This is a genomic window from Novosphingobium sp. NFX11 (assembly GCF_057376415.1).
The window spans coordinates 1,308,879-1,334,191 of the sequence record NZ_CP080384.1 but is presented as its reverse complement, the minus strand read 5'-3'; the positions used below and the strand labels follow the sequence as shown (position 1 = coordinate 1,334,191).

Here is a 25,313-nt window from a genome sequence, read left to right as displayed (position 1 = left end):
TGTTTCGGCACCGTCGCCCGTGTCGCGTTTGGGGTTTCGCCGCGCTCCGGCACCGACTAGGGAAACCGGGTGACCGACTCCCCAACTCCCACGATTTCCGCCTCCAACGAGGATATCCTCTTGCAGTCGCTGCCCACCGTGTCGCGCCTGGCGCTGGTCTATGCGCCGAAGTCCGCGCGTGGGCAGACGCTTGCGCTGCTGGCGCTCGATGCGCGCCTTGCCCATCTGCTGCGGCATTCGCGCGAGCCGATGATGGCGCAGCTGCGTCTGGCATGGTGGCGCGAATCGCTCGGCCAGTCCGTCGAGCAGTGGCCCAATGGCGAGCCGCTGCTGGCGCTGCTGAAAAGCTGGAACGGCCATCACGGCGGTCTCGCCGCGCTCGTCGATGGTTGGGAAGCCATGACCGGGCCCGCGCCGCTTTCAGCCGAAGCGCTCGAGACCATGGCGCAGGGCAGGGGCGAGGCGTTCGCCGCGCTGGCCGACGCTCTCGGCCGGAGCCAGGAGCGCGAGGCCGCGCTGAAGCTGGGCCGCGCCTGGGCACTCAACGATCTGGCGATGCGGCTCGGCCATGCCAGCGAGCGTGAGACCGCGCGCGAACTTGCACGGGCGAGCAGCGGCGTTCGGGTCTCCCGCGCGTTGCGGCCGCTGATGGTGCTGCATGGCCTAGCCGCGCGGCGTCTCGCCAAGGGTGACGAGATCCGGCGCGACTTCGCCCGCTGCCATGCTCAAGGCGATGCGGCTCGGGCTGCTGGGCTTCTGATTGCAGCGTTGTAATTTCCGCTCGCGCGCCGGGTGGTTCTAGGATCGCGGGGTCATGGATACCGCGCAATGAATCGCTTTCTGCTCGGCGGCCTCGCCGTTTTCGTACTCCTGGGCATCGGCCTGTTCTGGTGGCAGGGACACGCCGAAGTCGAGGCTGCCGCGCCTGCTGCCGCGCCGATGGCGACGGAGCCTGCCCCGCTGCCGAGCGCCGATGTGGGCGACATGGTCGGCCCCGAACTTCCCGAGGCGACCGAACTCAGCCGTGAGCAGCGCCGCTTCGGACGCTACGATCGCGACCGTGACGGACGGATTTCCCGCAACGAGATGCTATCGACGCGTTCTGACATTTTCCGCAAGCTCGACAAGGACGGCAACAATCTGCTGACGTTCGAGGAATGGGCCGTGGCAACCGTCGACAAGTTCGACGGGGCGGACGGGGACCGCGACGGCTATCTCACGCCCGCCGAATTCCGCAAGACGGCGCCGCCGCCCAAGCCGAAGCCGAAGCCGAAATGTTCGTGTTGATTTTTGCGGTAGGGTGGTGCCCACCCCGCTGGGACTAACTCGCTACGCTCGCAAGTCTCGCTGCCCCTCCCGTAAACGGGAGGGGGTAAGCGCAGGCCTCTCATTCCCCTCCCGCTTGCGGGAGGGGGCAGAGGTGGGCCACGCTAGCGTCAGACCGCCATGCTTTCCAGCCACGGCACGATTTCGGCCTTGGCGCGTTCGGTGTAGGCTTCCTTGCGCTGCTTCTTCTTCACGTCGTGCAGCGGCGGGAACAGGCCAAAGTTGACGTTCATCGGCTGATACGTCTCGGCCTCGGCATCGCCGGTGATGTGCGAGAGCAGGGCGCCCATCGCAGTTGTGCGCGGCGGGGCCTGCCATTCGCGGCCCGCCAGCTCAGCCGAGGCCATCAGGCCCGCCATCAGGCCGACCGCGGCGCTCTCTACATAGCCTTCGCAGCCGGTGATCTGCCCGGCAAAGCGCACATTCGGCGCGGTCTTCAGGCGCAGGGTGCGGTCCAGCAGCACCGGCGAATTGAGGAAGGTGTTGCGATGCAGGCCGCCGAGCCGGGCGAACTCGGCGTTTTCGAGGCCGGGGATGGTGCGGAACAGGCGCACCTGCTCGGCGTGCTTGAGCTTGGTCTGGAAGCCGACCATGTTCCAGATCGTGCCGAGGTTGTTGTCCTGCCGCAGTTGGACCACCGCATAGGCCCAGCGGCCGTTCGGGTGCTCGGGCGTAGCCCAGTGCGGGTTGTCGAGGCCGACCGGCTTCATCGGGCCGAAGCGCAGAGTATCGATGCCGCGTTCGGCCATCACCTCGATCGGCATGCAGCCGTCGAAGTAGGGGGTGTTCTCCTCCCACTCCTTGAATGCGGTCTTCTCTCCGGCGACCAGACCGGCGTGGAATGCCAGATACTGGTCCTTGGTCATCGGGCAGTTGATGTAGTCCTTCGTCTCGCCCTTGTCCCAGCGCGAGGCCATCCAGCACACGTCCATGTCGATGGTGTCGCGGTAGACGATGGGGGCGATGGCGTCGAAGAACGCGAGGCTGTCGGCGCCGGTCGCCTTGCCGATCGAGCCGGCCAGCGCTTCGGCGGTCAGCGGGCCGGTGGCGACGATCACCGGCGCATCGGCGGGCAGGGCGTCGATGCGTTCGCGCACGATCTCGACGTTTGGCAGGGCGGCAAGGCGCGCCTCGACTTCGGCGGAGAAGATCTCGCGGTCCACGGCCAGCGCTGACCCTGCGGGCACTTCGGCCTTGGCGGCGGCGTCCATGATGAGCAGAATCGCACTGGCGCATTTCGTGATGGAGCAGGCCCACTGCGTTCTTCTCGTGATCGTCGGAACGGAACGAGTTCGAGCAGACCAGTTCGGCGAGGCCGTCGCCCTGATGGGCCGGGCTGCGTTCCCCGGTCCCGCGCATTTCCGAGAGGCGCACCTTGAAGCCCCGGCGGCCGAGCTGCCATGCGGCTTCGCTGCCGGCGAGGCCGCCGCCGATGATGTGGATCTGATGGGTCATGCTGGCCGCCTAGACCCTATCGCAGCGATGGAAAAGCCCTGCGGCATCTGTCATGGCAATGCGGCAACCTCAGGAGGATGAATGCCGCACCGCGCCCTGATCGAACGCCGTCCCTGGCTGCTGGCGAGCATCGTCCTCGCCGTGGCATGGGTATGGCTGCGCGGGAGCACCCTGCCTGGGCTTTACCTGATCGTGCTGAAGGGCGCGCCGCTGGCTTTGCTGGCGGTCTATGCGGTACTGCGGCATCGGGGGACCGACACGCGCTCGCTGGCGGGGATGCTGGCGCTGGAGGCGGTCGGCTCGGCGCTGTGGTACGACGTGCCGGTGATCGGGCTGAACGCAATGCTGATCGCCTTCCTGATCGGCCTTTCGCTGTTCCTGATGCACCGCCGTGCGGTGATGGACGGCGGGCGCAAGGTGGCGGCGCTGGCGCTGACGCTGGGGACGCCGCTGCTGTGCTTCTTCGCGGCGGACCGTGCGGGCGTAGGCGTGCCGCTGTTTCTTGGCCTGGCCTTGGGCGGCATGGCGGCTTCGGCGTGGATCAGCACGTTCGCCCGCTCGCGCGTGGGTCTGGGCGCGGCGCCGATCGTGGCGGGGGTGGTGCTGGAGATCGCGGCCTCTGGCGGCAGCGCACTGCTGGCGATGGTGGCCTGGCCGTTGTTCTACATCGGCAACCTGGTGCTGGCGACCGGGGTGACCGGAGAACTGCGCATGCGCGGAGAGGAGTTCTGACGGCGGCGGGGAGGGCGCTTCGACGGAACTAAAGACCTGTTCTCAACCCGCTCGGGCTGAGCTTGTCGAAGCCCCTGCGGCGCGCGCTGTGCTCGCAATGACGAGGTCATACGACAATGCCCGCTGGCGAGTGCGGGCCTAACGCCGGGGAAATCAACGCATCCGAGAGTGAACATCGGGTCGGCGCCGGGAGCGTCCAAGCAGGGACGCGGGGGTTTGTTTTCCACCTGCTCTGGCGAGCGGCCGGGTAGCGGTGGTCAGCCCGGCTCGACCTGCATTCCATCGAAGTGTCCCATGTGGCCGTCTGTTAGGGCTCGCAGCGTTATCAGCCGATGGCTATCCGGGATGGTCGTCCCAAGTCCTGCGTCAAGTCGCAGGAACGTATGGACGGCTTTTCCAGTAGCTCGGGGGCACTTCGGGTCTTCGAACGGACGCGTGGTTTGCGCGATCGCGGCTGAAGCCGCATCCCGGCCCACGACGCCGACCCGATACACCGGGACGATGTGATCTGCACCGCTCCGGATGCTGGGGCATATAACCTATGTGGTTATAAATGTCAAGATGATGCTCAAGCAACGTCGTCATCCCGGCGCATGCCGGGATGACGATCAATCGATCAATCAGCGTGGAAGCTGCAGCGCTCCGTCCGCGTCGCGCAAGGCCGGGCTGTGCGCGATCACCGCCGACAGCGGCAGGTCGGCATAGATGTGCGGGAACAGCGCTCCGCCGCGCGAGACTTCCCATTTCACCGTGTCGCCCAGCGCGGTCAGATCGACGGCGGCGACATGCAGGTCTTCCTGTCCGGCGAAGTGCTTGTCCAGCGTGCCTTGCGCCTGATCGGCGGTGGACATGTGGATGTAACCATCCGCCAGATCGACCGGCGCCCCGGTGAAAGTCCCGTCGGCGAGCAGCCGCGCAAGCTGCTCGCCCGTCAGGATTTTATACGCGATCGTATCGCTCACGCTTCGGCTTCCGGAACCTCCGGCGCGGCCCCGTCGGCCGCCGGGGTTACGACTTCCGGTTCCTCGTCGAGGCGCACCGCGCTGACGACGTGTTCGTTTGCCGAGACGGTGAACAGGCGTACGCCCGCCGAACCGCGACCGATGACGCGCAGCGAATCGAGCGGCAGGCGGATCAGCTTGGCCTGGTCGGTCACCAGCATCAGCTGCTGGGCGCGGGTGGCCGGGAAGCTGGCGACGACCGGACCGTTGCGGCCGATGTTGTCGATATTGGTGATGCCCTGACCACCGCGACCGGTGCGGCGGTATTCATAGGCCGAGGACAGCTTGCCATAGCCGTTGGCGCAGACCGTCAGGATGAACTGTTCGCGCTCTTCCAGTTCGGCCATGCGCTCTGCGGACAAGGTGGACTCGCCCTCCTTGTCGCCCTTCCACGGGGCGAAGCGCAAATACTGCTCGCGGTCTTCGGCATCGGTGCCGACGCGGTGGAGGATCGAGAGCGAGATGACCTCGTCGTCGCCCTTCAGCGTCATGCCGCGCACGCCGGTGGACGTGCGGCTCGTGAATTCGCGCACATCGTCGCCGGGGAAGCGGATCGCTTTGCCCTGGCGGGTGGCGAGCAGCACGTCGTCGCTGGCCTCCAGCAATGCCACGCCGATCAGGCGGTCGTCGCTGCCTTCGTCGAAGCGCATCGCGAACTTGCCGTTGCTGGGGATGTTCGCGAAGGAATCCATCGAGTTGCGGCGCACGTTGCCCTTGGCGGTGGCGAACACGACCGACAGCGCGCTCCACTCCGTCTCATCCTCGGGCAGGGCGAGCACGGTCTGGATCGTCTCGTCCTTGTCGAGCGCCGGCAGCAGGTTGACGATCGGGCGTCCGCGCGTGGTCGGGCCGCCTTCGGGCAGCTTGTAGACCTTGAGGCGGTAGACTTTGCCCGCCGTCGAGAAGAACAGCACCGGGTTGTGGGTGGAAGTGACGAACATCGTCGTCACCGCATCCTCGTCCTTCGTGGCCATGCCGGCGCGGCCCTTGCCGCCGCGGTTCTGGGCGCGGAAGGCGGAGAGGGCGGTGCGCTTGATGTAGCCGTCCATGGTCACGGTGACGACCATGTCCTCGCGCTCGATCAGGTCCTCGTCATCGATGCCGTCGAAGGCGGCGGTGATCTCGGACAGGCGCGGGGTGGCGTAGGCGTCGCGCACGGCCTGCAGTTCCTCGCGCATGACGGCGTAGAGCTTCACGCGGTCGGCGAGGATGGCGAGGAATTCCTCGATGGCGATCGCGAGCTGCTTCAGCTCGTCGCCGATCTCGTCGCGGCCCAGTGCCGTGAGGCGGTGCAGGCGCAGGTCGAGGATCGCCTTCACCTGCACTTCGGACAGGCGGTAGATGCCGTCGGCAGCTTCGGCCTCGGGCTCGATCGCCTCGACCAGACGGATGTACTGCGCGATGTCGCCGATCGGCCATTCCTTGGCGAGCAGCTTGGCGCGGGCGTCGGCCGGATTGGAGGCGCCGCGGATGATCTTCACCACCTCGTCCATGTTGGACACGGCGACGACGAGGCCGAGCAAGATGTGCGCCCGGTCGCGCGCCTTGTTCAGTTCGAACTTGGTGCGGCGGGTGATGACCTGCTCGCGGAACTGGATGAACGCCTGCAGGATGTCGCGCAGGGCCATGATCTCGGGGCGGCCGCCGCGGATCGCCAGCATGTTCGCGGCGAAATTCGACTGTGCCGGGGTGCTGCGCCACAACTGGTTGAGCACGACTTCCGGCGAGGCGTCGCGCTTGAGGTCGATGACCACGCGCACGCCTTCGCGGTTGGATTCGTCGCGGATGTCGGAGACGCCCTCGATCCGCTTGTCCTTGGCGGCCTCGGCGATCTTCTCGACCAAATTGGACTTGCCGACCTGGTAAGGGATCGAGGTGAGGACGATCGAGCGCGAATCCTTGCGGCTGCCGCGCCCTTCCTCGACGTGGCTGCGGCAGCGCTGGATGATCGAGCCGCGCCCGGTGGTGGCGGCGAGCCGGGCGCCGTGCTGGCCCAGGATCAGCGGGGCGGTGGGGAAATCGGGGCCGGGAATGATCTGGAACAGTTCCTCCGAGGTGATCCCCGGATTGTCCATCATCGCGAAGCAGCCGTCGATCACTTCGCCAAGGTTGTGCGGCGGGATGTTGGTCGCCATGCCGACCGCGATGCCGCCGGCGCCATTGACCAGGATGTTCGGGAAGCGCGCCGGAAGCACCGTCGGCTCCTGACGCGAACCGTCGTAGTTGTCCGCGAAGTCGACGGTGTCCTTGTCGAGATCGTCGAGCAGCGAGTTGGCGACGCGAGCGAGGCGCGCCTCGGTGTAGCGCATCGAGGCCGGCGGATCGGGGTCCATCGAGCCGAAGTTGCCCTGACCGTCGATCAGCGGCACGCGCATCGACCAGTCCTGCGTCATGCGCGCAAGGGCGTCGTAGATCGCGCTGTCGCCGTGCGGGTGGTAGTTGCCCATCACGTCGCCGACGATCTTGGCCGACTTGCGGTAGGGGCGCCCGGCGACGAAGCCGCCTTCCTGCGAGGCGTAGAGGATGCGGCGGTGCACCGGCTTCAGGCCGTCGCGCACGTCGGGCAGCGCGCGGCTGACGATCACGCTCATCGCGTAGTCGAGGTAACTCGTCTTCATCTCGTCGACGATGTCGATGCGGGTGAATTCGCCCTCGGGGCCTACGGGCTGGATATCGTTGGTGTCGTCGCTCACGCGGGTTGGATCGCTTTTGCTACGGAAAGAGAATGATGGACCGCACTAGGCCATGCTCGGGGGAAAGCCACCGGAACCGGGGGTCGGGCAGGGCGATGTGCGCCGTTTTCCACATATAAGGAACGCGCGCGTGCGGGGAACCTGAACGGCTGCGACGAATTGCATTCAATGCGCGTTCAGTGGCGCAAACCTATTTGCGGCGAGAGGTTGCCAAGGGTCTTTTTCCCCGCCAAACCTTCTCGGCCTTTTTCATCCTGCCTGGGCAGGATATCGTTTGTCTTGAGAGGAGTAGCCTTGATGGCTCGCAAGTTCCTTGTTTCCCGTGTCGCTCTTGCTGTGGCGCTGTCGAGCGGTCTGGCGATTACGGTCGCCACCCCCGCGATGGCTGCGAAGAAGGAGAAGGAAGCCGCAGGCGGCAAGTTCTCCCCGAATTCGTGAAGGCCGCACAGCCGCTGCAGAAGGCCATGGAAGCCGCGATCGCCGCGCTCGGCGGCCAGCAGACGCCCGAGGCGATGGCCAAGGCCAAGGCTGCCTTCGACGGCGCCGTCGGCGGTGACGGCAAGGCCGCGTTCCAGGCCGCTGTGCCGACCGCCACCACGCCCGACGACAAGAACGCGCTCGGCTCGATGATGCGCAACTTCGGCATCATCTCGCAGGACCTCGCTCTCAAGCAGGAAGGCAACAAGATGCTCCTCGGCAGCGGCAAGCTGCCCGCCGAGGAAGTCGGCAAGACCAACTACGACGCGGGCATTACCGCCTACCAGCTCAAGGACTACGCCAGCGCTGCGACGTACCTGAAGGCGGCCAAGGACGGCGGCTTCGTTGATTCGTCGGGCCAGCTCGATGCGGTCCTCGCCGATGCCTATAAGCGCAACAACAACCCCGAGGCCGCCCTGCAGATGGCCAAGGACGATGTCGCCGCCGCGCAGGCCAAGGGCCAGGCGCCTTCGGAAACCGCGCTGCGCTCGGTCCTCCAGCAGACCTACACCGCCAAGCAGCTCGCGCCGTCGACCGAATATGCGGCGATGCTCGGCCAGTATTACCCGGGCACCTGGAACACCGCGATCTCGGTGGTGCGCCAGTTGGCCTCGCTGCCGCGCGACCAGAACCTCGACCTGATGCGCCTGATGTTCCTCACCGGTTCGATGAACGACAAGCGCGACTACTTCGAATACCTCGAGAACGCCGATCCGCGCGCGTTCCCGGGCGAAGCAAGCAAGGTCATGGCTGACGGCATCGCGAAGGGCAAGCTGACCGCCGGAGACGTGCCGGACAAGGCCAACACCGATGGTCGCGTCGCAGCGGACAAAGCCTCGCTGCCCGCCGCTGAGCGTGACGCCAACAAGCCGGGCGCGACTGCTGCTACCGTGGTCGGTGCCGCAGACGTGTTCCTGAGCTACGATCAGGCCGCCAAGGCCGAGCCGCTTTACGCCAAGGCCGCGGCGATGCCGGGCGTCGATGCCAGCAAGGTCGCGCTGCGTCTCGGCATGTCGCAGGCTCTGCAGGGCAAGTACGCCGATGCGGAAGCGAACTTCGCCAAGGTTACCGGCACCCGCGCGCCTGTCGCCAAGCTGTGGTCGGCCTATGCCAAGAGCAAGGCGTCGCCTGCTGCGGCGACGGCTCCTGCAGCGAACTGAGCTTTCGCTTCTGCCTGAACGAGAAGGGCGCCGGAAAACCGGCACCCTTTTTGTTGGTTCGAGGTGAGGGCAGTCCAAGTAGCTGCAATTCCTCCGTATTGCGATCGTCTGGTCGAAAGTCATACCCTTTCGCTCTCTTGTCGCCTGTTCAGGCATGTCTGTTGGTCCATGTGGTGAGAGCTTCTGTCTCCCGTTCGGAGCGACAATTGAAGAGCGACGTTTACCTGCAGAAGACTTCAACTTGTATTGCGTGCGGAATCCTGCCGCAAAATTCGTCATTTACGAAGGCGATGTCCGTTAGGGCGTTGGGGTTCCCCTCGAACGCACTGCGCTTCTTGCTCGCCAAATCAGCTACTTCGGAGCTTCTGCCTGCAATCCGCGTTGTCATCATGATGGGTATTGGAAATCAGGCATTTCGGCTCGTGGTTCTGCCGTTGGCTTGGTCGAACCTGCCCAGAACGACATAGAGAAATTTTTCGGGCGGGAATGATGCGAAAACACGCGATGGTATTGTGGGGGCTCGCTCTCTTGGCAGGCTGCGGCAAGGAAACCCCTGCCGAGGAGGCGGCCGAGAACGCGCATGATGTCGCCATGGTCGAACGCATGAGCAAGGAACCCTTCAAGCCCATCGTGCCGATCCCGATCACCGAACTCGACATGGACCGCTATGGGCTCGACAAGCCCGGGTGCAATTTCGAGAAGGACGTGGTCGAAGAAGAGGACGCCGGAAAGCGTGGCCCGATCTTCATCGCCACCAGCGGTGAAGGTTTCATGCGCGTGGGAGCCGACCTCAAGCGCTTCGCCGCGAAAGACGAGAGCGCCGATCTGCTGGGCGGTGCGCGCACGACATATGTTGGGCTGTCCAGTTGGGTGGACATCGTACGCCTGCCTGATTCAGGTAACGCCAGCGACCAGAAGACCTGGCCTGCGCGCCTGATCGTCCACGATTCGCAGGAGCGCGTGGCTTACCGCGCCGACGGCGTCATGCGCTGCCGGACCTGAGGACAGTCACCCCATGGCCATCGGTTTCAGCAGCATCCACAGCGCCATGGCGACCATGAACACGTTCTCCATCAGCGACACGAAGCCTAGCGGCACGCTGCCCGATCCGCCGACGCAGGCGCATTTCAACTCGCGCTTCTGGACGTAGACCGCGTAGAATACCGAGGCCCCGCCGACGCCGCCGATGACCAGCGCCACCGGGATCGACAGCCAGTTCAGCACGCCCGCCGCCATGAAGGCGCCCGCGAACCATTCCAGGAACGGATAGGCATAGGCGTAAGGCACATATCGCCGCGCCAGCAGGTCATAGCCCAGGAACATCGAGGAGAACGTCTCGATGTCCTGCAGCTTGAGCATCGCCAGCAGCATCATGGTGATAGCCACGAACCACTCCGCCGCATGGACCGTCAGCGGGGAGCCGAGAGAAGCCCAACTGGCGGCAAGCGCGACGGCCGCGGCGGTTCCGAACACCCAGAGCACCGGCGCATAGCTCATGCGCTTGGCCTGATCATCGAGCCCGAGGAAGCGCTTGAGGTCGGAATGGCCGCCGATGCGTTCGCCATCGATGAAGATCTGCGGGGTGGTGGCGACGCCGTGCTCTGCCTTGAAGGCGTCAACTTCGTCGCGGTTGGTCAGCCAGTGGTCTTTGACGCGATAGCCCCGGCTTTTCAGCAAGTGGCGGGCCTTGAGGCCGTAGGGGCAGACGTGTTTTTCCATGACCATGCGATACAGCACGGCGGTTCTGGCGGGGGCTTGGTGATCGCTCATGCCATGCTTATAACTTCCGTACCCTAGTACGGAGTCAAGCGTGGCCCTGACGATTTCCCAACTCGCCCATGCCGGGGGCGTCGGTGTCGAGACCGTGCGCTTCTATCAGCGCAAGGGCCTCCTCCACGACCCGCGCCCGGCCAGCACCGGGGGTGCGAAAGGCCAGCGGCATTACGGCGAGGAGGACGTGCGGCGCCTGCGTTTCGTGAGGGCAGCGAAGGATGCGGGGTTCATCCTCGACGAGATCGCCGAACTGCTCGGCCTCGACGCCAGCGACGACCGCGCGCGGGCGCGGGCCATGGCGCAGGCGCGGATCGCGCATCTGGATGAGGAGATCGCCCGCCTCGAACGGGCGCGGGACGCCTTGCACAAGCTGGCTCGGGAATGCGCCGGAAGCGACACCGGACCATGCCCGATCATCGCGGCGTTCGAGGAGGGGAGTGTTGCCGTTAAAATAGAACCGTCATCCCCGCGAAGGCGGGGACCCATCTGATGCCGGTGCAACACGAACCGTCAGGAGATGGGTTCCCGCTTTCGCGGGAATGACGACGATGGAATTGAAGGATCGCCGCAGGGCGCATCCTTGACAAGTCGCGCCTGAAGACCGCCAGCGGTCCCGGATCAAGTCCGGGACGACGGTTATGCTGCGTTTACTCAGACGTTGAAGCGGAAGTGCATCACGTCGCCGTCGGCGACGACGTATTCCTTGCCTTCCTGGCGGAACTTGCCGGCTTCCTTGGCACCCGCCTCGCCCTTGCAGGCGATGAAGTCGGGATAAGCGATGGTTTCGGCGCGGATGAAGCCGCGCTGCATGTCGGAGTGGATGGTGCCCGCAGCCTCGGGGGCCTTGGCGCCCTTGTGCACGGTCCAGGCGCGCGCTTCCTTGGGGCCGACGGTGAAGAACGTCAGCAGTTCGAGCAGTTCGTAACCGGCGCGGATGATGCGCGCGAGACCGGCTTCGGCAAGGCCCATTTCCTCGAGGAAGACCATGCGGTCCTCCATGTCCATGCCGGTCAGTTCCGCCTCGATCGCGGCCGAGACGATGACGGCGCTCGCGCCTTCGGCCTTGGCCTTCTCGAATACCCGCGCGGAGAAGGCATTGCCCTCGGCGGCGGCTTCTTCCTCGACGTTGCAGACGTAGAGTACCGGCTTGGCGGTGATCAGCTGCGCCTGCGCGAAGACGCGCGCTTCGTCCTCGTCCTTGGGCTGCGTCAGGCGGGCGGGCTTGCCGTCGCGCAGCAGGTCGAGTGCCTGGCCGAGCACGGACGCCACGATCTTAGCCTCCTTGTCGCCCTGCGTCGCCTTCTTCTGGGCAGCGGGCACACGCTTCTCCAGGCTTTCGAGGTCGGAGAGCAGCAGTTCGGTCTCGACGGTGTCCGCGTCGGCGATGGGATCGACCTTGTTGTCGACGTGCTGGATATCGTCGTTCTCGAAGCAGCGCAGGACGTGGATGATCGCGTCGACTTCGCGGATGTTGCCGAGGAACTGGTTGCCGAGGCCTTCACCCTTGGACGCGCCGCGCACGAGGCCGGCGATGTCCACGAACGACAACTGCGTCGGGATGATCTTGGCCGAACCCGCGATTTCCGCCAGCGCATCGAGGCGCGGGTCGGGCACGCCGACCTGCCCGACGTTGGGCTCGATCGTGCAGAACGGATAGTTGGCCGCCTGCGCCGCCTGCGTTTCGGTCAGCGCATTGAACAAGGTCGACTTGCCGACATTGGGCAGACCCACGATTCCGCAACGGAAACCCATCGAAAACTCCGAAAACTGTTTAAGGCGCGCCCATAGCCGGGTGCGGGGCGCTTGGCCAGAGCGAGAGCGGTTGCAGGCGGTTGACGGAAATTTCAGGTCTTCCACGTAAGCCCGCCGTCATGAAGAGCACCATGCGCCTAGCCCTTCCGCTCGTCGCCCTCGTCGCCCTGGCGGCTTGCGGAGACAGTCCTGAAACCCTTTACGCCAAGGCACGAGAGGACTTCGCCGCCGGGAACTACCAGCGGGCGCGCGTGGAAGTGGCCTCCGCGCTGAAAGACAGGCCCACGGACGCCGCGATGCTGACGCTGCTGGCCGAGACGCAGCTGCGGCTTGACGACCCGGACGGGGCCGAAGGGGCGATCGGACGGCTCGAACGGGCAGGGGGCAAGGATACGGCCCGAATGAAGGCCGAAGTCGCCCTGCTGCGTGGTGACGCAAAGGCGGCACTGGCGACGCTTGGCAACGAGACCTCGGTGGACGGATGGCGCGTGCGCGCCGAGGCGCAGCTGGCGCTGGGAGACGAAGAGGCCGCCCGCGATGCCTTCGAAAAGGGAATGAAAGCGGGGGCGATATCCGGCTGGCGCAATCCTACGCCCGCTATCTGCTGGAGAACGGTGACCTGGCGCGCGCGGCTTCGCTGCTTGGAGAGATGCAGCGCATCGCGCCACGATCATATGAGGCACTGGTGATGGCAGGCGATCTGGCATCGGCGCAGGGCCGCGAAGAGGATGCCGCGCGCGCCTATCGCACAGCTATCGATGCTTTCCCCGACCGTGCGGCGCCGATGCTGGCGCTGGCCGAGCATTACGACGGTTTGGGCAAGCTGGACGAAGCATCGAAGCTGGTCGATCAGGCTGCCGAAGTGGCGCCTGACGACCCGGAGGTGAAGGTAATGCGAATCCAGCTGCTGTCCGAACAAGGGCAGTGGGAGAAGATCCGCACCACGCTCCAGACGCGCGAATCCGAACTGGCGGCAGGGTCCACGCTGAGCATGCGCTATGGCGAGGCATTGCTGCAGCTGGGCCATGCGGAGCAGGCGCGGGTGATCTTCAGGCGGGCGGTGCTGGCGCTTCCGGGCAATCCCTATGCCCGGCTGATGCTGGGTGAGTCGCAGCTGGCGACCGGCGACGGTCAGGGGGCATGGGCAACGCTGCAGCCGCTCGCGGCATCGACGCTGGCCGGGCCGCAGGTGCTGGAAGCTGCCGAACAGGCTGCCCGTGCGGTCGACGCACCCGAGGCGGCGGCGCTGCAGGCGCGGCTCGATCCGGCGCGGCTCAAGGAGACGATGGCCTTGGTCGGCCAAGGCAGATCCGCCATCGCCGGGCAGCGCTGGGCCACGGCGGCGGGAATCTACGAGAGACTGCTGATGCGCGGTGAGGACCCGGAGGTGCTCAAGCGCCTCGCATTCGCGCGAAGCGGGCTGGGTGAGGGGGATGCCGCCATCCGCGCCGCCGACAAGGCGGTTGCGCTGGGCAGCGACAATCCGGACTATCTCTATGTCGCCGGACTGGTGCGCGTCGTGGTGGGGCGCGATCTCGGCGAGGCGCAGCGACTGCTTGAGAAAGCCGCCGATCTCGATCCCGCCAACCGTGCGATCGCGCGCGAGCTGAAAAAGGCGAAGGCCGCCGCCGGGCGATCCGGCGACGGCCTTTTGCCAGATTAGGTAGAACCCGCCACCACCCCTCCCGCTTGCGGGAGAGAGCGAGACTTAGGCCAAAGGCCTTAGTCGCAGCGGGGTGGGCACCAGTGCCGAAATATCAGGCGCGGGCCTTGCGGCGGCGCGCGTAGGCCAGGCCGATCAGGCCTGCACCCAGCATGCCCAGCATGCCCGGCTCCGGAACCGCGGTGCCGCCCGAGGAACCACCGCTCGAACCGCCCGAGGTCGAGGTGGTGCCGCCGGAGGTCGAACCGCCCGAAGTCGTCGTGCCACCCGAGGTGCTGGTCGTGCCGCCCGAAGTCGTCGTGGTGCCGCCCGAAGTCGAGCTGCTGGTGGAGGTGCTGCCGCCGCACATCTTCCTGCCGGTCTTGTCGCCGCAATCGCAGGAGTGCGTATGCTTGCCCTTCGAATAGGTCGCCTGCGCGGGCGAGGCCATGGCGACGGTTGCGCCGGCGGTGATCGTAAGTGCGATCAGAGTCTTGCGGATCATCGTAGTCTTACCCCAGTTACCCGTGTTGGTTGACCGCCAATACGCAACCACCGTGCCAATCGCCAATTTCCGCCAATTTCATTGAATCAGGCAGGGGTGAAGCGATCCATATGTAAGCTAACTCGACACCCTTCAGTCCTGCTGGCGCAGCGCCACGTCGTTCATGAAGCGGGCGTCGTCGCCGTTCGCAAGCCGATCCGCTTCCGCCGCCACCGCGCCCAGCATGTCGGCCAGCGGGTCCATCTCGGCCTTGGCGTAGTTGCCCAGCACATAGCCGTGGACGCGGTCCTTGTGCCCAGGATGGCCTATGCCGAGCCGCACGCGGCGGAACTCCGCCCCGAGGTGCTGGTCGATCGAGCGCAGCCCGTTGTGCCCGGCATGGCCGCCGCCCTGCTTCACCTTCACCTTGAACGGCGCGAGGTCGAGTTCGTCATGGAAGACGGTGAGGGCGGACAAGTCCAGCTTGTAGAAGCGCATCGCCTCGCTCACCGAGCGGCCGCTCTCGTTCATGAAAGTGGCGGGCTTGAGCAGCAGCACTTTGTCGCTGCCGATGCGGCCTTCCTGCAGCCAGCCCTGGAACTTCTTCTGGACCGGGCCGAAGCCGTGAATCTCGGCGATCGCGTCGGCAACCATGAAGCCGACGTTGTGGCGGTTGAAGACATACTGCGGACCGGGATTGCCCAGACCGACCCAAAGCTGCGTGGCCATCCGTATTCCTTGCCTGCGTCCTTGCGGTTGCATGAAAAGAAAAGGCCCCTCCCACGCGGGGTGGGAGAGGCCGTTTTCTACCCGAAAGCAGGAGAAGCTTACTCGGCCTCGGCCGCTGCTTCGCCTTCTTCGCTGCGCAGGGCAGAGGGAGCAGCGATCGTCGCGATCGTGTAGTCACGGTCGGTGATCGCGCTCTCGACGCCCTTGGGCAGCTTGACGTGGCTGATGTGGATCGATCTGCCCACGTCGAAGCCGGTCACGTCGATGGTGATCTCGTGCGGGATCTTCTCGGCGTCGCAGACCAGTTCGAGGTCGTGGCGAACGATGTTCAGCACGCCGCCGCGCTTCAGGCCCGGCGACAGCTCTTCGTTCTTGAACACGACGGGCACGTTGACGTGCACGGTCGCGCCCTTGGCGAGACGCAGGAAGTCGGCGTGGAGCGGACGGTCACTGACCGGGTGGAAGGCAACGTCCTTGGGCTGGGTGCGGAACTTCTTGCCGTCGACTTCGACTTCGATGATCGAGTTGAAGAAGTGGCCGGTTCCGAGCTGGCGGGCCAACTCCTTTTCCTGGACGTGGATCGCGAGGGGCTCTTCGTTGCCACCGTAGATGACGGCGGGGACGCGACCTTCACGACGCAGTGCACGGGAGGCTCCCTTGCCAGCCCGATCACGCGTCTCGGCCGGCAGGTTAAGCGTATCGCTCATGGATCTTGCCTTTCAAAACTGGATAATAATGCGATGACGCGCCGCTCATCGGTGCGCACCGTCCTGCCACGCCTCCAGGGATGACCATGACAGGAAGGCGCGGCCCTTACTGGGAGACGGGCGGAAAAGCAAGCCGTTCGTGCGTCCGTGGGCGGGATGTCGCGGCGTTTGAGGGGGCGGTTGCGACCCTTCGACAAGCTCAGCCTGAGCGGGGTTGGAATAAATCTCCCAATTCCGCTCAGGCTGAGCTTGTCGAAGCCCCCAAAGCCTCACTCCACCCGCGTGACCGTGAACCCCTCGGCCGTCAGCATTGCGGGCAATCCCTCAGGCCCGGCCATGTGCGCTGCGCCGACAGCCACGAACGGCTTGCTGCCCGAGCGAACCGCCCGTGCGATCCGGCCGGTCCAGCGCCGGTTGCGGCCGGTGAACAGCACTGCGCGCAGTTCCGGGTCGGCGAGCAGGCCCGAGCGGGTCTCCGCCTCGATCGCGTTCATGTCGCCCTTGCGCCAGCTGGCCGAAAGATCGCGTTCGGGATAGGCGGCCTCGGCGACGACGGCGGCGAGGAGGTCGCGCTGCTCGCGCTCGGGCAGGGCGTCGAACAGGCCGAGCTGCGCGGCAGCGCCTTCGAGTTCGACCACCGGCCTTTGCCCCGCCGCCGCGATCACGGCGCGGTCGACACCGTTGCGGGTATCGCCTTCGTCGGCTCCAGCGCGGGCGAGCGTCAGGGCTGCGGCCCAGGTATCCATCGCCGCGAAGTCGCCGTCGCCCCGGCCGCTCTTCTTGAGTAAGGCGGTGAGGGCGGCGCGGTCTTTCGGCGGTACGCGTTCGGAAAGCGGCGGTTCGTTCTCGCTGCGCGCGAGGCTTTCGAAAGTGGCGGCGACTTCCGCCTCGTTCGCGAGGTTGCCGACTTCGACCATGATTGATCCGGCTTCGTCCAGTGCGGAACTGACTTTCGCCGTGCGCCACGCAAGGGGCGCTCGGCGCTGTGGATCGTGCCGAAGAGCCAACCGGCGTGGCCCTGACCGTCCTCGACCCGCCACAACGCGGGGTTGGCCTGCTGGGGCTCGCTCGAACAGGCGACCAGCCCGGCGATCGCCAGTAGTACCGCAAAACGACGGATCATCTACTGCACCCGGGTCGAGGAAACGCCCGCTGCGGCAAGCTGGTCCTGCACGCTGCCCGGCCCGGCGAGATGCCCGGCGCCCACCGCGACGAACACCGTGCCCGGCTTGTCGAGGCGCGTCTTGAGCCACTTCGCCCAGTTGGCATTGCGGTCGGTGATCAGCACCTTGCGGATTTCCGGATCGCTCTCGTCTTCGTTCATCAGTTCGGCGAGGTGGTCGGCATCGCCCGCCTTCCACGCGGCGACCATCCTGTCGACATCGGTTTTCACGTCGGGCAGGGCCTCGACCACTTCGTCGAGATAGGCGCGCTGGGTCGGTTCGGAGAGGTTGTCGAACAGGCCGATCTGGTAGTCGACGGTCTCGAAGGCATGGTTGGCCAGATGCCGCGCCCGCGCCCTTGCCGCGACCTGCTGGTCGATGCCGGTCTCGGTGTTGTAGCCGGCGGTCTTGAGCGGGATCAGCGTCAGCATCAGAGCGGCGAACCAGGCATCGTTGGCATCGAAAGCCTGCGCCGGGATGCCGATGGATGTCAGCGCGCCCTCGTAGGCGGTGCGCTCCTTGGCGGAGAGCATGTCGCGCAGGGACTTGCCATCCTTGCGCGCGGCCATCTGCAGGATCGTGCCCTGCGCCTGTTCGGTGTCGTCTATGGGTATCTCGGTCACCAGTTCCTGCGCGCTGTCGAGCGCCTTGGCGACCGGACCGGCGTACCAGTCCACCTGCTCGGGCAGGACGTGGATCGTGCCGAACAGCCAGATCGTGGTGTCCTCGTCCGCGACTTTCCAGAGCGCGGGGCGAACGGTGGAGCTTTGTGCGGCCTCCTGCGCCGAGGCCAGCGGCGAGGGCAGGGCAGTGAAGGCGAGCAGGGTGGAGCCAAGCCAGTTGCGAAGTTTGATGCGGGCGGGGGTCATGGCATTCCTATCGGGCAGGAGACTGTAAGGATGAATGAACGGATCAGCGCCAGCGGCGCCAGCCCCACCCGACGCACCAGACGATGCAGACCATCAGGCAGATCGCGACGCCGTTCGGTTCGGGCAGCAGCCCGCCGCGCCACGCCAGCCACCACGCAGGCGCCACCGTGACGAAGGCATAAAGCCCGGCCATCGCACCGAATTCGTATTCGGCGCGCTCGATTTCATCGAGGGTGGTGTGCCAGTAAAGCGACAAGGCGACCGTGACGATCCACGCAGCCAGCACTGTCAGCGTAAGCGGAAGGCTCAAGGGCGTTGCTGAAAACATGTTCGCAATGCCATGCGCCGGATCGGCGTGACTGACTTGCATCTGCCATGCAAACCCGGCGGCCACTCCGATAACCGTCGATATGCCGAGCGAAGCATAAAGCGCGATCCGTGAACGTCGAACCTGCGGACTGCGCGGTAACGCGAGAGTGCCTCGCGCCGAGAATATCAGCCATCCTCCGCCAACGAGCGCCAGCGCGGCCAGCCCGAGGCCGATCACGACGCCGGTGCGGAACTCACCATGCTCGCGCCATGCGGCGATCACGCCCGCAGCGATCCCCGCTCCGAAGATCGCAAGGAAGAACCCGCCGCCAAGCCTCAGGGCGACGCCGACGGTGCCGAGCGGCTTCTTGGTTTCAGCGATGTCCGTCATCGAATATCTCCTCGATGGAAAGGGCGAACAGCCGCGCGATGCGGAAGGCGAGGGGGAGCGAGGGGTCGTGCTTGCCGGTTTCGATCGCGTTCACCGCCTGGCGGGATACGTCGAGGCGCTCGGCAAGCTCGGCCTGGCTCCAGTTGCGCTCCGCGCGCAGCACTTTCAGCCGGTTGTTCACATTCAGGCCAGCGGGGCGAGGACCACGATGCGCGAGACCGGCTCGGCATTGTGCGTCTGCGACCGGGGGCGGCATCCGCCTCGAAAGCGATCAGCGCCACGGCGAGTGCGGTCAGCGCCATCGCCAGCAGCACGATCACCTTGTGCTCGGCGCGCGGCGCGGGGTGACCCCAGCACAGGTAGTTGCGGCGTTCCTCGGCGGTGGCGCCGGGCTTGCCGAAGAACAGGGTTTCCAGAACGCTGCGGACGGTGACGCTCTTTGCGAAACGGGTCATGATGCACCTCGTCATGAAGTCCTGACTATATGTCAGGTATGCCTTACTTTATGTCGCGATTCTCTGACTGTGTCAACAAAACCTGACATTGCCCGATCGCGGAGGCTGAACCGCAATGCTTTGTGTTGTTGATTTGACAGCCCCGATCCGCCAAAGGCCGCGCATTCAAGAATTCGACGGAACCGCAATGACCGCCGCCAAACAGCCGCTCAGCTTCCAGGACATGATCCTGACGCTCCACAACTTCTGGAGCGCGCAGGGCTGCCTCATCCTGCAGCCTTACGACATGCGCATGGGCGCAGGCACCTTCCACCCCGCCACGACGCTGCGCGCGCTCGGCCCTGAGCCGTGGAAGGCCGCCTATGTCCAGCCCTCGCGCCGCCCGACCGACGGGCGTTATGGCGAGAATCCGAACCGGCTGCAGCACTATTATCAGTATCAGGTGATCCTGAAGCCGAACCCGGAGAACCTTCAGGAACTGTACCTGCAGAGCCTCGCCGAGATCGGCGTCGATCCGCTGGAGCACGACATCCGCTTCGTCGAGGACGACTGGGAAAGCCCGACGCTGGGCGCCTGGGGTCTGGGCTGGGAGGTGTGGTGCGACGGCATGGAAGTGACGCAGTTCACCTACTTCCAGCAGATGGGCGGCTTCGACTGCAAGCCCGTCGCGGGCGAACTGACGTACGGCCTCGAACGTCTGGCGATGTACATTCAGGGCGTGGACTCGGTCTACGACCTTCGCTTCAACAACGAAGGCGTGAGCTACGGCGACGTCTTCCTCGCCAACGAGCAGCAGCAGTCGAAGTACAACTTCGAGATCGCCGACACCGATGCGCTGTTCGCCGGCTTCAAGGCCGCCGAGGCCGAGTGCATGCGCTGCATCGACGCCAAGGTGCCGCTCGCGGCCTACGATCAGGCGATCGAGGCGTCGCACCTGTTCAATCTGCTACAGGCGCGCGGCGTGATCTCTGTGCAGGAACGCGCCAGCTACATGGCCCGCGTGCGCGATCTCGCCAAGGGATCGTGTCAGGCGTGGATCGACGTGAACAAGGACAAGTGGGAAGCCAAGTTCCCCGGGTGGACCGTATGACCGACTTCCTTCTCGAACTGCGCAGTGAAGAAATCCCCGCCCGCATGCAGGCGGGCGCGCGCGCCGATCTGGAAAAACTGTTCCGCAAGGAACTCGCGGCCGCAGGCGTCACGCCCGGCCAGATCACCGTGTGGTCCACGCCGCGCCGCCTCGCGCTCATCGCCAATGGCATGCCGGACGTGACCGAGGCCGTCAGCGAGGAGACCAAAGGCCCCGCCACCAGCGCGCCCGAGCAGGCGCTCGAAGGCTTCCTGCGCAAGACCGGCCTGACCAAGGACCAGCTTGAAGTCCGCGACGTCAAGGGCAAGGACACCTACTTCGCCGTCGTCGAGAAGCCCGGCCGCGCCGTGAAGGACGTGCTGGCCGAGGCGATCCCTGCCATCGTGCGCGCTTTCCCTGGCCCAAGTCGCAGCGCTGGGGCGCCGCGTCGATCGGCACGGATTCGCTGCGCTGGGTGCGCCCGCTCTCCGGCATCGTCGCCATTCTGGGCGAGGACCTCGTCGAGTGCGAAGTCGGCGGCATCCGCTCGGGCTATGCCACGAAGGGCCACCGCTTCCACGCGCCCGGCGAGATCACCATCGGCGGCGCGCATGACTATGCCCGCAAGCTGTCCGCCTGCCACGTCATCGTCGATCATGTCGAACGCCAGGACCTGATCCGCGACGAGGCGCGCAACGTCGCTGCCGCCGCCGGTCTCAAGCTGGTCGAAGACGAGGGGCTGGTGATCGAGAACGCCGGCCTCACCGAATGGCCGGTGCCGCTGCTCGGCCGCTTCGACGAGGCGTTCCTCGAAGTCCCGCCCGAGACAATCCAGCTGACCGCGCGCGTCAACCAGAAGTATTTCGTCTGCGAGGACGCTGACGGCAACCTTGCAGACGCCTTCGTCTGCACCGCCAACATCGACGCCACCGACGGCGGCGTGGGCATCGTCGCGGGCAACCGCAAGGTTCTCGCCGCGCGCCTGTCCGACGCGCGCTTCTTCTGGCAGCAGGACCGCAAGGTTTCGCTGTCGGATCAGGCGAAGAAGCTGGCCCGCATCACCTTCCACGAGAAGCTGGGCACCGTCGCCGACAAGGTCGAGCGCGTGGCCAAGCTGGCCGAGTGGCTGGCGGCCGAGGGCATCGTCCCGAACTGCGATCCCGTACTGGCGCGTCAGGCGGCGGAATTGTGCAAGGCCGATCTCGTCACCGAGATGGTCGGCGAGTTCCCCGAACTGCAGGGCCTCATGGGCGGCTACTACGCCCGCGCCGAGCGCCTGCCCGACGCCGTCGCCGACGCCATCCGCGACCACTACAAGCCGGTTGGGCAGGGCGACGAAGTGCCGACTGCTCCGGTGACCGTGGCGGTGTCGCTGGCGGATAAGTTGGATACGCTTGTCGGATTTTTCTCGATTGGAGAAAAACCAACTGGCTCGAAGGACCCCTTCGCGCTTCGGCGAGCGGTTCTAGCGATCATTAGAACATTGGTAGAAGGCAACATTAGAATGCCGCTTACCAATGCATATGTTCATGCATATGCATCGTTTGTAGTCATCGATCTTATCGAGAATGTTACCTCGAAGCGGCAGGCCGCGCAGGATGCGTTGACGCAATTGCTCGGTAAATCAATTGATCCATTCTCGTTAGGAGACGCTAGCGAAGGACCGATTAGGGATCAGTTTGCACAGCAGTTGTTTGCGGGGCGTGAGGCAGCCGCTTCGCTTCTCGACTTCTTCGCCGACCGCCTCAAGGTCCAGCAGAAGGAAGCGGGTGTTCGCCACGACCTGATCGACGCGGTGTTCGCGCTCGGCGGCGAGGACGATCTGGTTCGCCTGCTCGCCCGGGTTCATGCGCTGCAGGCGTTCGTCGGCAGCGAGGACGGCGCCAACCTCCTCGCGGGCTACAAGCGCGCCGCCAATATCCTGCGCAAGGAGAACTGGTCGGCGTCTGATGCTGCACCCGCGCACCCGCACACCGGCGACGAGGACCCGCTCGAAAACGTGGACGATCCCGATATGCAGGAAATCTATGCTGCGGCAGGCTCGGGGCTCGGCTATGCGGCCGAACCGGCGGAACAGGCGTTGATCGACGCGCTCGATGCTGCGGAACCTCGGGCAGCCACAGCCGTTGCTGCAGAAGATTTCGCAAGTGCAATGAGTGCGCTGGCATCGCTTCGCGCACCTATTGACGGGTTCTTTGATCAGGTGACAGTCAACGATACTGACTCCATAAAAAGAACATCTCGTCTTGCACTGCTTGATCGCTTCCGTGCTGCGGTGCACAACGTAGCGGATTTCTCGCGGATCGAGGGGTAGGAGGGTTTCCCCACGGTCTGCATTCTTGCGCAAAAATCCCGGAGATTTGGGACTAATGACTAAGCAGGTCTACACGTTCGGCGGCGGCGTAAAGCACGACGATCCGCGCGCGAAGGACAAGGTGATCACCGGGGGCAAGGGTTCGAACCTTGCCGAGATGGCCGGAATCGGCCTGCCGGTGCCTCCCGGCTTCACCATCACCACCGAAGAATGCGTGAAGTATCTCGCGGAGGGCGCGAACTTCTCGGACGAACTGCGGGCCGAAGTGGCCGAGGCGCTGGCCCATATCGAAAAGTCGGTCGGCAAGTCCTTCGGTGATTCTACTGATCCGCTGCTGGTCTCGGTCCGCTCGGGCGCGCGCGTCTCGATGCCGGGCATGATGGACACCGTGCTGAACCTCGGCCTGAACGACGTGACCGTGGAGGGTCTCGCCGCTACTTCGGGTGACGACCGCTTTGCATGGGACAGCTACCGCCGCTTCATCCAGATGTATTCGGACGTCGTTCTCGGCGTCGAACATCATCTGTTCGAGGAAGCGCTGGAGATCGCCAAGGAAGACAACGGGTACGACAACGACGTCGAACTGACCGCGAACGACTGGCGGGGGCTGGTCAAGCAGTATACCGCGATCGTCGAGCGCGAACTTGGCAAGCCGTTCCCGCAGGACCCGCAGGAGCAGCTGTGGGGCGCGATCCAGGCCGTGTTCGACAGCTGGGACGCCGACCGCGCCAAGGTCTACCGCCGCCTCAACGACATCCCCGGTGACTGGGGCACCGCCGTCAACGTGCAGGCCATGGTCTTCGGCAACATGGGCGACACCTCGGCAACGGGCGTCGCGTTCACCCGCGATCCGGCGACCGGCGAGCGCGCCTACTACGGCGAATGGCTGGTCAACGCGCAGGGCGAGGACGTCGTCGCCGGCATCCGCACCCCGCAGTACCTGACCAGGGCCGCCCGCGAGCGCGCCGGGGCCAAGCCACTGTCGATGGAAGAGGCGATGCCCGAGGCATACGCCGAACTCGCCGCGGTGTTCGACCTGCTCGAAAAGCACTACCGCGACATGCAGGACATCGAGTTCACGGTGCAGCAGAACAAGCTGTGGATGCTGCAGACCCGCTCGGGCAAGCGTACTGCCAAGGCTGCGCTCAAGATGGCCGTCGACATGGTCGAGGAAGGCCTGATCGACGAAGCCACCGCGATCAAGCGCGTCGATCCGATGGCGCTCGATCAACTGCTTCACCCCACGCTCGACCCCAAGGCGCCGCGCGACATTCTCGGCAAGGGCCTGCCCGCATCGCCGGGCGCGGCTTCGGGCGCGATCGTGCTCGACGCCGACACCGCCGAGAAGCGCGCGGAAATGGGCGAGGCGGTCGTCCTCGTCCGCGTGGAAACCTCGCCTGAGGACATCCACGGCATGCACGCGGCGAAGGGCATCCTCACCGCACGCGGCGGCATGACCAGCCACGCGGCGGTCGTGGCGCGCGGCATGGGCCGTCCCTGCGTCTCGGGCGCATCGGGGCTGTCGATCGACATGAAGACCCGCACCCTGCGCATCGGCAACCGCGAGCTGAAGGAGGGCGACCTCATCACCCTCGACGGCGCCAACGGCGAGATCATGGCGGGCGAAGTCGCCACCATCGAGCCGGAACTGGCAGGCGATTTCGGCACGCTCATGGAGTGGGCCGACAAGCACCGCCGCATGAAGGTGCGCACCAACGCCGAAACGCCCGCCGACTGCAAGATGGCCCGCCAGTTCGGTGCCGAGGGCATCGGCCTGTGCCGCACCGAGCACATGTTCTTCGACGCAGGCCGCATCTCCGCCGTGCGCCAGATGATCCTGGCCGAGGACGAGAAGGGCCGCCGCGAGGCGCTGGCCAAGCTGCTCCCCGAACAGCGCGCCGACTTCCAGGCGATCTTCGAGGTGATGGCGGGCCTGCCCGTCACCATCCGCCTGCTCGACCCGCCGCTGCACGAATTCCTGCCGCACAGCGACGCGGAATTCGCGGAGCTGTCGGACGCGATCGGCATCGGCGTGGATACGCTCAAGCGCCGCGCGGACGAACTGCACGAGTTCAACCCGATGCTCGGCCATCGCGGTTGCCGTCTCGGCATCACCTTCCCGGAGATCTACGAGATGCAGGCCCGCGCCATCTTCGAGGCAGCCTGCGACGTCGCCTCGGCATCGGGTGAGGCGATCGTGCCGGAAGTGATGATCCCGCTCGTCGCCACCAAGCGCGAGCTGGCGATCCTCAAGAAGGTCGTCGATCAGGCCGCGGCCAAGGTGTTCGAGGAGAAGGGCAAGACGCTCGACTATCTCGTGGGCACCATGATCGAGCTGCCGCGCGCAGCCCTGATGGCGGGCGAGATCGCGGAAGAAGCGAAGTTCTTCTCGTTCGGCACCAATGACCTGACGCAGACCACGCTGGGCGTCTCGCGCGACGATGCCGCGCGCTTCCTCAGCCCCTACGTTGAGAAGGGCATCTACCCGCGCGATCCGTTCGTCAGCCTCGACATCGAGGGCGTGGGCCAGCTGGTCCAGCTCGGCGCCGAGCGCGGCCGTGCGACTTATGCCGACCTCAAGCTCGGCATCTGCGGCGAGCACGGCGGCGACCCGGCCTCGATCGCGTTCTGCGAGAAGGTGGGTCTGGATTACGTCTCGGCCTCGCCCTACCGCGTGCCGATCGCGCGTCTGGCGGCGGCTCAGGCCGCGCTGGCGTAAGCAAGCCAGCGTTCGTCATTGCGAGCGAAGCGAAGCAATCCAGGGCGGTTTGGGCCGCTCTGGATTGCTTCCGACCTTCGGTCCTCGCAATGA

Annotated in this window: 22 protein-coding genes and 2 pseudogenes; 12 read left to right on the top strand and 12 right to left on the bottom strand. The window is 65.6% G+C overall.

Annotated features, from left to right (window positions below; all coding sequences use genetic code 11):
- Nucleotides 1-69: 69 nt before the first annotated feature.
- Together KZO24_RS06770 and KZO24_RS06765 are read left to right on the top strand one after the other, a co-directional pair.
- The gene (locus tag KZO24_RS06770; protein ID WP_486487028.1) at nucleotides 70-774 is read left to right on the top strand and encodes a hypothetical protein; all 705 of its coding nucleotides are present in this window, start codon (nucleotides 70-72) and stop codon (nucleotides 772-774) included.
- 54 nt (nucleotides 775-828) lie between these two features.
- Nucleotides 829-1,287 (top strand): EF-hand domain-containing protein, encoded by a 459-nt coding sequence (locus KZO24_RS06765; RefSeq protein WP_271183373.1) that lies wholly within the window; start codon nucleotides 829-831, stop codon nucleotides 1,285-1,287.
- 149 nt (nucleotides 1,288-1,436) lie between these two features.
- Here KZO24_RS06765 and trmFO read toward each other — a convergent pair.
- Nucleotides 1,437-2,781, bottom strand: a pseudogene (gene trmFO / locus KZO24_RS06760) (methylenetetrahydrofolate--tRNA-(uracil(54)-C(5))-methyltransferase (FADH(2)-oxidizing) TrmFO).
- 81 nt (nucleotides 2,782-2,862) lie between these two features.
- Here trmFO and KZO24_RS06755 point away from each other — a divergent pair.
- A complete protein-coding gene (locus tag KZO24_RS06755) occupies nucleotides 2,863-3,513 on the top strand; it encodes a hypothetical protein (protein WP_271183371.1) in 651 nt (216 codons plus the stop codon).
- A gap of 620 nt (nucleotides 3,514-4,133) precedes the next feature.
- Here the strand turns inward: KZO24_RS06755 and KZO24_RS06750 are convergent.
- Both KZO24_RS06750 and gyrA read right to left on the bottom strand, forming a co-directional pair.
- The gene (locus KZO24_RS06750; RefSeq protein ID WP_486487027.1) at nucleotides 4,134-4,475 is read right to left on the bottom strand and encodes a DUF952 domain-containing protein; all 342 of its coding nucleotides are present in this window, start codon (nucleotides 4,473-4,475) and stop codon (nucleotides 4,134-4,136) included.
- Entirely contained in the window at nucleotides 4,472-7,207 is a 2,736-nt protein-coding gene (gene gyrA / locus KZO24_RS06745; protein ID WP_271183369.1) for a DNA gyrase subunit A, read from the bottom strand. The genes KZO24_RS06750 and gyrA overlap by 4 nt, the downstream gene beginning before the upstream one ends.
- Before the next feature lie 297 nt (nucleotides 7,208-7,504).
- Between gyrA and KZO24_RS06740 the strand changes: the two genes are divergently transcribed.
- The 3 genes from KZO24_RS06740 to KZO24_RS06730 all read left to right on the top strand — a co-directional run bounded on the left by KZO24_RS06740 (nucleotide 7,505) and on the right by KZO24_RS06730 (nucleotide 9,846).
- Nucleotides 7,505-7,645, top strand: a complete 141-nt coding sequence (locus tag KZO24_RS06740; RefSeq protein ID WP_486487026.1) for a hypothetical protein — start codon at nucleotides 7,505-7,507, stop codon at nucleotides 7,643-7,645.
- The gene (locus KZO24_RS06735; protein ID WP_486487025.1) at nucleotides 7,642-8,844 is read left to right on the top strand and encodes a hypothetical protein; all 1,203 of its coding nucleotides are present in this window, start codon (nucleotides 7,642-7,644) and stop codon (nucleotides 8,842-8,844) included. Before KZO24_RS06740 ends, KZO24_RS06735 begins: the two co-directional genes overlap by 4 nt.
- 486 nt (nucleotides 8,845-9,330) lie before the next feature.
- Nucleotides 9,331-9,846: a hypothetical protein gene (locus KZO24_RS06730; protein WP_379525538.1), complete on the top strand. Its 516-nt coding sequence runs from the start codon at nucleotides 9,331-9,333 to the stop codon at nucleotides 9,844-9,846.
- A gap of 6 nt (nucleotides 9,847-9,852) precedes the next feature.
- Here the strand turns inward: KZO24_RS06730 and KZO24_RS06725 are convergent, their stop codons facing one another.
- A complete protein-coding gene (locus KZO24_RS06725) occupies nucleotides 9,853-10,614 on the bottom strand; it encodes a MauE/DoxX family redox-associated membrane protein (protein WP_271183366.1) in 762 nt (253 codons plus the stop codon).
- A 40-nt stretch (nucleotides 10,615-10,654) separates the two neighbouring features.
- Here KZO24_RS06725 and KZO24_RS06720 point away from each other — a divergent pair, with 40 nt between their 5' ends.
- On the top strand, nucleotides 10,655-11,107 hold the full coding sequence (locus tag KZO24_RS06720) for a MerR family transcriptional regulator (RefSeq protein ID WP_486487024.1): 453 nt from the start codon (nucleotides 10,655-10,657) through the stop codon (nucleotides 11,105-11,107).
- A 161-nt stretch (nucleotides 11,108-11,268) separates the two neighbouring features.
- Here the strand turns inward: KZO24_RS06720 and ychF are convergent, their stop codons facing one another.
- Nucleotides 11,269-12,369: a redox-regulated ATPase YchF gene (gene ychF, locus KZO24_RS06715; RefSeq protein WP_036523078.1), complete on the bottom strand. Its 1,101-nt coding sequence runs from the start codon at nucleotides 12,367-12,369 to the stop codon at nucleotides 11,269-11,271.
- 131 nt (nucleotides 12,370-12,500) lie between these two features.
- Here ychF and KZO24_RS06710 point away from each other — a divergent pair, with 131 nt between their 5' ends.
- Both KZO24_RS06710 and KZO24_RS06705 read left to right on the top strand, forming a co-directional pair.
- The gene (locus KZO24_RS06710; RefSeq protein ID WP_486487023.1) at nucleotides 12,501-13,058 is read left to right on the top strand and encodes a tetratricopeptide repeat protein; all 558 of its coding nucleotides are present in this window, start codon (nucleotides 12,501-12,503) and stop codon (nucleotides 13,056-13,058) included.
- Nucleotides 13,019-14,032 (top strand): tetratricopeptide repeat protein, encoded by a 1,014-nt coding sequence (locus KZO24_RS06705; protein WP_486487022.1) that lies wholly within the window; start codon nucleotides 13,019-13,021, stop codon nucleotides 14,030-14,032. The genes KZO24_RS06710 and KZO24_RS06705 overlap by 40 nt, the downstream gene beginning before the upstream one ends.
- Before the next feature lie 94 nt (nucleotides 14,033-14,126).
- Here the strand turns inward: KZO24_RS06705 and KZO24_RS06700 are convergent, their stop codons facing one another.
- The 7 genes from KZO24_RS06700 to KZO24_RS06670 all read right to left on the bottom strand — a co-directional run bounded on the left by KZO24_RS06700 (nucleotide 14,127) and on the right by KZO24_RS06670 (nucleotide 18,844).
- Nucleotides 14,127-14,516 carry a PEP-CTERM sorting domain-containing protein gene (locus tag KZO24_RS06700; protein WP_271183363.1) on the bottom strand — a complete coding sequence of 130 codons (390 nt, stop codon included), beginning with the start codon at nucleotides 14,514-14,516 and terminating at the stop codon, nucleotides 14,127-14,129.
- Between the two features lie 132 nt (nucleotides 14,517-14,648).
- Complete coding sequence (gene pth / locus KZO24_RS06695; protein ID WP_271183362.1) at nucleotides 14,649-15,224, bottom strand: aminoacyl-tRNA hydrolase; 576 nt, start codon at nucleotides 15,222-15,224, stop codon at nucleotides 14,649-14,651.
- A 98-nt stretch (nucleotides 15,225-15,322) separates the two neighbouring features.
- A complete protein-coding gene (locus KZO24_RS06690; protein ID WP_486487021.1) occupies nucleotides 15,323-15,931 on the bottom strand; it encodes a 50S ribosomal protein L25/general stress protein Ctc in 609 nt (202 codons plus the stop codon).
- A 269-nt stretch (nucleotides 15,932-16,200) separates the two neighbouring features.
- On the bottom strand, nucleotides 16,201-16,848 hold the full coding sequence (locus tag KZO24_RS06685) for a TraB/GumN family protein (protein WP_486487020.1): 648 nt from the start codon (nucleotides 16,846-16,848) through the stop codon (nucleotides 16,201-16,203).
- A gap of 206 nt (nucleotides 16,849-17,054) precedes the next feature.
- Entirely contained in the window at nucleotides 17,055-17,963 is a 909-nt protein-coding gene (locus tag KZO24_RS06680) for a TraB/GumN family protein (RefSeq protein ID WP_271183359.1), read from the bottom strand.
- 43 nt (nucleotides 17,964-18,006) lie between these two features.
- The gene (locus KZO24_RS06675) at nucleotides 18,007-18,663 is read right to left on the bottom strand and encodes a hypothetical protein (RefSeq protein WP_271183358.1); all 657 of its coding nucleotides are present in this window, start codon (nucleotides 18,661-18,663) and stop codon (nucleotides 18,007-18,009) included.
- Complete coding sequence (locus KZO24_RS06670; protein WP_271183357.1) at nucleotides 18,647-18,844, bottom strand: helix-turn-helix transcriptional regulator; 198 nt, start codon at nucleotides 18,842-18,844, stop codon at nucleotides 18,647-18,649. The genes KZO24_RS06675 and KZO24_RS06670 overlap by 17 nt, the downstream gene beginning before the upstream one ends.
- 461 nt (nucleotides 18,845-19,305) lie before the next feature.
- Here KZO24_RS06670 and KZO24_RS06665 point away from each other — a divergent pair, with 461 nt between their 5' ends.
- From KZO24_RS06665 to ppdK, 3 genes and pseudogenes are all read left to right on the top strand, one after another.
- Complete coding sequence (locus KZO24_RS06665) at nucleotides 19,306-20,208, top strand: glycine--tRNA ligase subunit alpha (RefSeq protein WP_008831867.1); 903 nt, start codon at nucleotides 19,306-19,308, stop codon at nucleotides 20,206-20,208.
- A pseudogene (gene glyS / locus KZO24_RS06660) lies at nucleotides 20,205-22,501 on the top strand (glycine--tRNA ligase subunit beta). The gene KZO24_RS06665 and the pseudogene glyS overlap by 4 nt, the downstream one beginning before the upstream one ends.
- Nucleotides 22,502-22,556: 55 nt before the next feature.
- Complete coding sequence (gene ppdK / locus KZO24_RS06655) at nucleotides 22,557-25,220, top strand: pyruvate, phosphate dikinase (protein WP_271183354.1); 2,664 nt, start codon at nucleotides 22,557-22,559, stop codon at nucleotides 25,218-25,220.
- Nucleotides 25,221-25,313 lie beyond the last annotated feature (93 nt).

Excerpts from the sequence above, each read along its gene's own strand:
- KZO24_RS06765 (WP_271183373.1), top strand. The coding sequence starts at position 829 with ATGAATCGCTTTCTGCTCGGCGGCCTCGCCGTTTTCGTACTCCTGGGC.
- KZO24_RS06755 (WP_271183371.1), top strand. The coding sequence starts at position 2,863 with ATGCCGCACCGCGCCCTGATCGAACGCCGTCCCTGGCTGCTGGCGAGC.
- KZO24_RS06740 (WP_486487026.1), top strand. The coding sequence starts at position 7,505 with ATGGCTCGCAAGTTCCTTGTTTCCCGTGTCGCTCTTGCTGTGGCGCTG.
- KZO24_RS06730 (WP_379525538.1), top strand. The coding sequence starts at position 9,331 with ATGATGCGAAAACACGCGATGGTATTGTGGGGGCTCGCTCTCTTGGCA.
- KZO24_RS06725 (WP_271183366.1), bottom strand. The coding sequence starts at position 10,614 with ATGAGCGATCACCAAGCCCCCGCCAGAACCGCCGTGCTGTATCGCATG.
- ychF (WP_036523078.1), bottom strand. The coding sequence starts at position 12,369 with ATGGGTTTCCGTTGCGGAATCGTGGGTCTGCCCAATGTCGGCAAGTCG.
- KZO24_RS06710 (WP_486487023.1), top strand. The coding sequence starts at position 12,501 with ATGCGCCTAGCCCTTCCGCTCGTCGCCCTCGTCGCCCTGGCGGCTTGC.
- KZO24_RS06705 (WP_486487022.1), top strand. The coding sequence starts at position 13,019 with ATGCAGCGCATCGCGCCACGATCATATGAGGCACTGGTGATGGCAGGC.
- KZO24_RS06700 (WP_271183363.1), bottom strand. The coding sequence starts at position 14,516 with ATGATCCGCAAGACTCTGATCGCACTTACGATCACCGCCGGCGCAACC.
- pth (WP_271183362.1), bottom strand. The coding sequence starts at position 15,224 with ATGGCCACGCAGCTTTGGGTCGGTCTGGGCAATCCCGGTCCGCAGTAT.
- KZO24_RS06690 (WP_486487021.1), bottom strand. The coding sequence starts at position 15,931 with ATGAGCGATACGCTTAACCTGCCGGCCGAGACGCGTGATCGGGCTGGC.
- KZO24_RS06685 (WP_486487020.1), bottom strand. The coding sequence starts at position 16,848 with ATGGTCGAAGTCGGCAACCTCGCGAACGAGGCGGAAGTCGCCGCCACT.
- KZO24_RS06680 (WP_271183359.1), bottom strand. The coding sequence starts at position 17,963 with ATGACCCCCGCCCGCATCAAACTTCGCAACTGGCTTGGCTCCACCCTG.
- KZO24_RS06675 (WP_271183358.1), bottom strand. The coding sequence starts at position 18,663 with ATGACGGACATCGCTGAAACCAAGAAGCCGCTCGGCACCGTCGGCGTC.
- KZO24_RS06665 (WP_008831867.1), top strand. The coding sequence starts at position 19,306 with ATGACCGCCGCCAAACAGCCGCTCAGCTTCCAGGACATGATCCTGACG.
- ppdK (WP_271183354.1), top strand. The coding sequence starts at position 22,557 with ATGACTAAGCAGGTCTACACGTTCGGCGGCGGCGTAAAGCACGACGAT.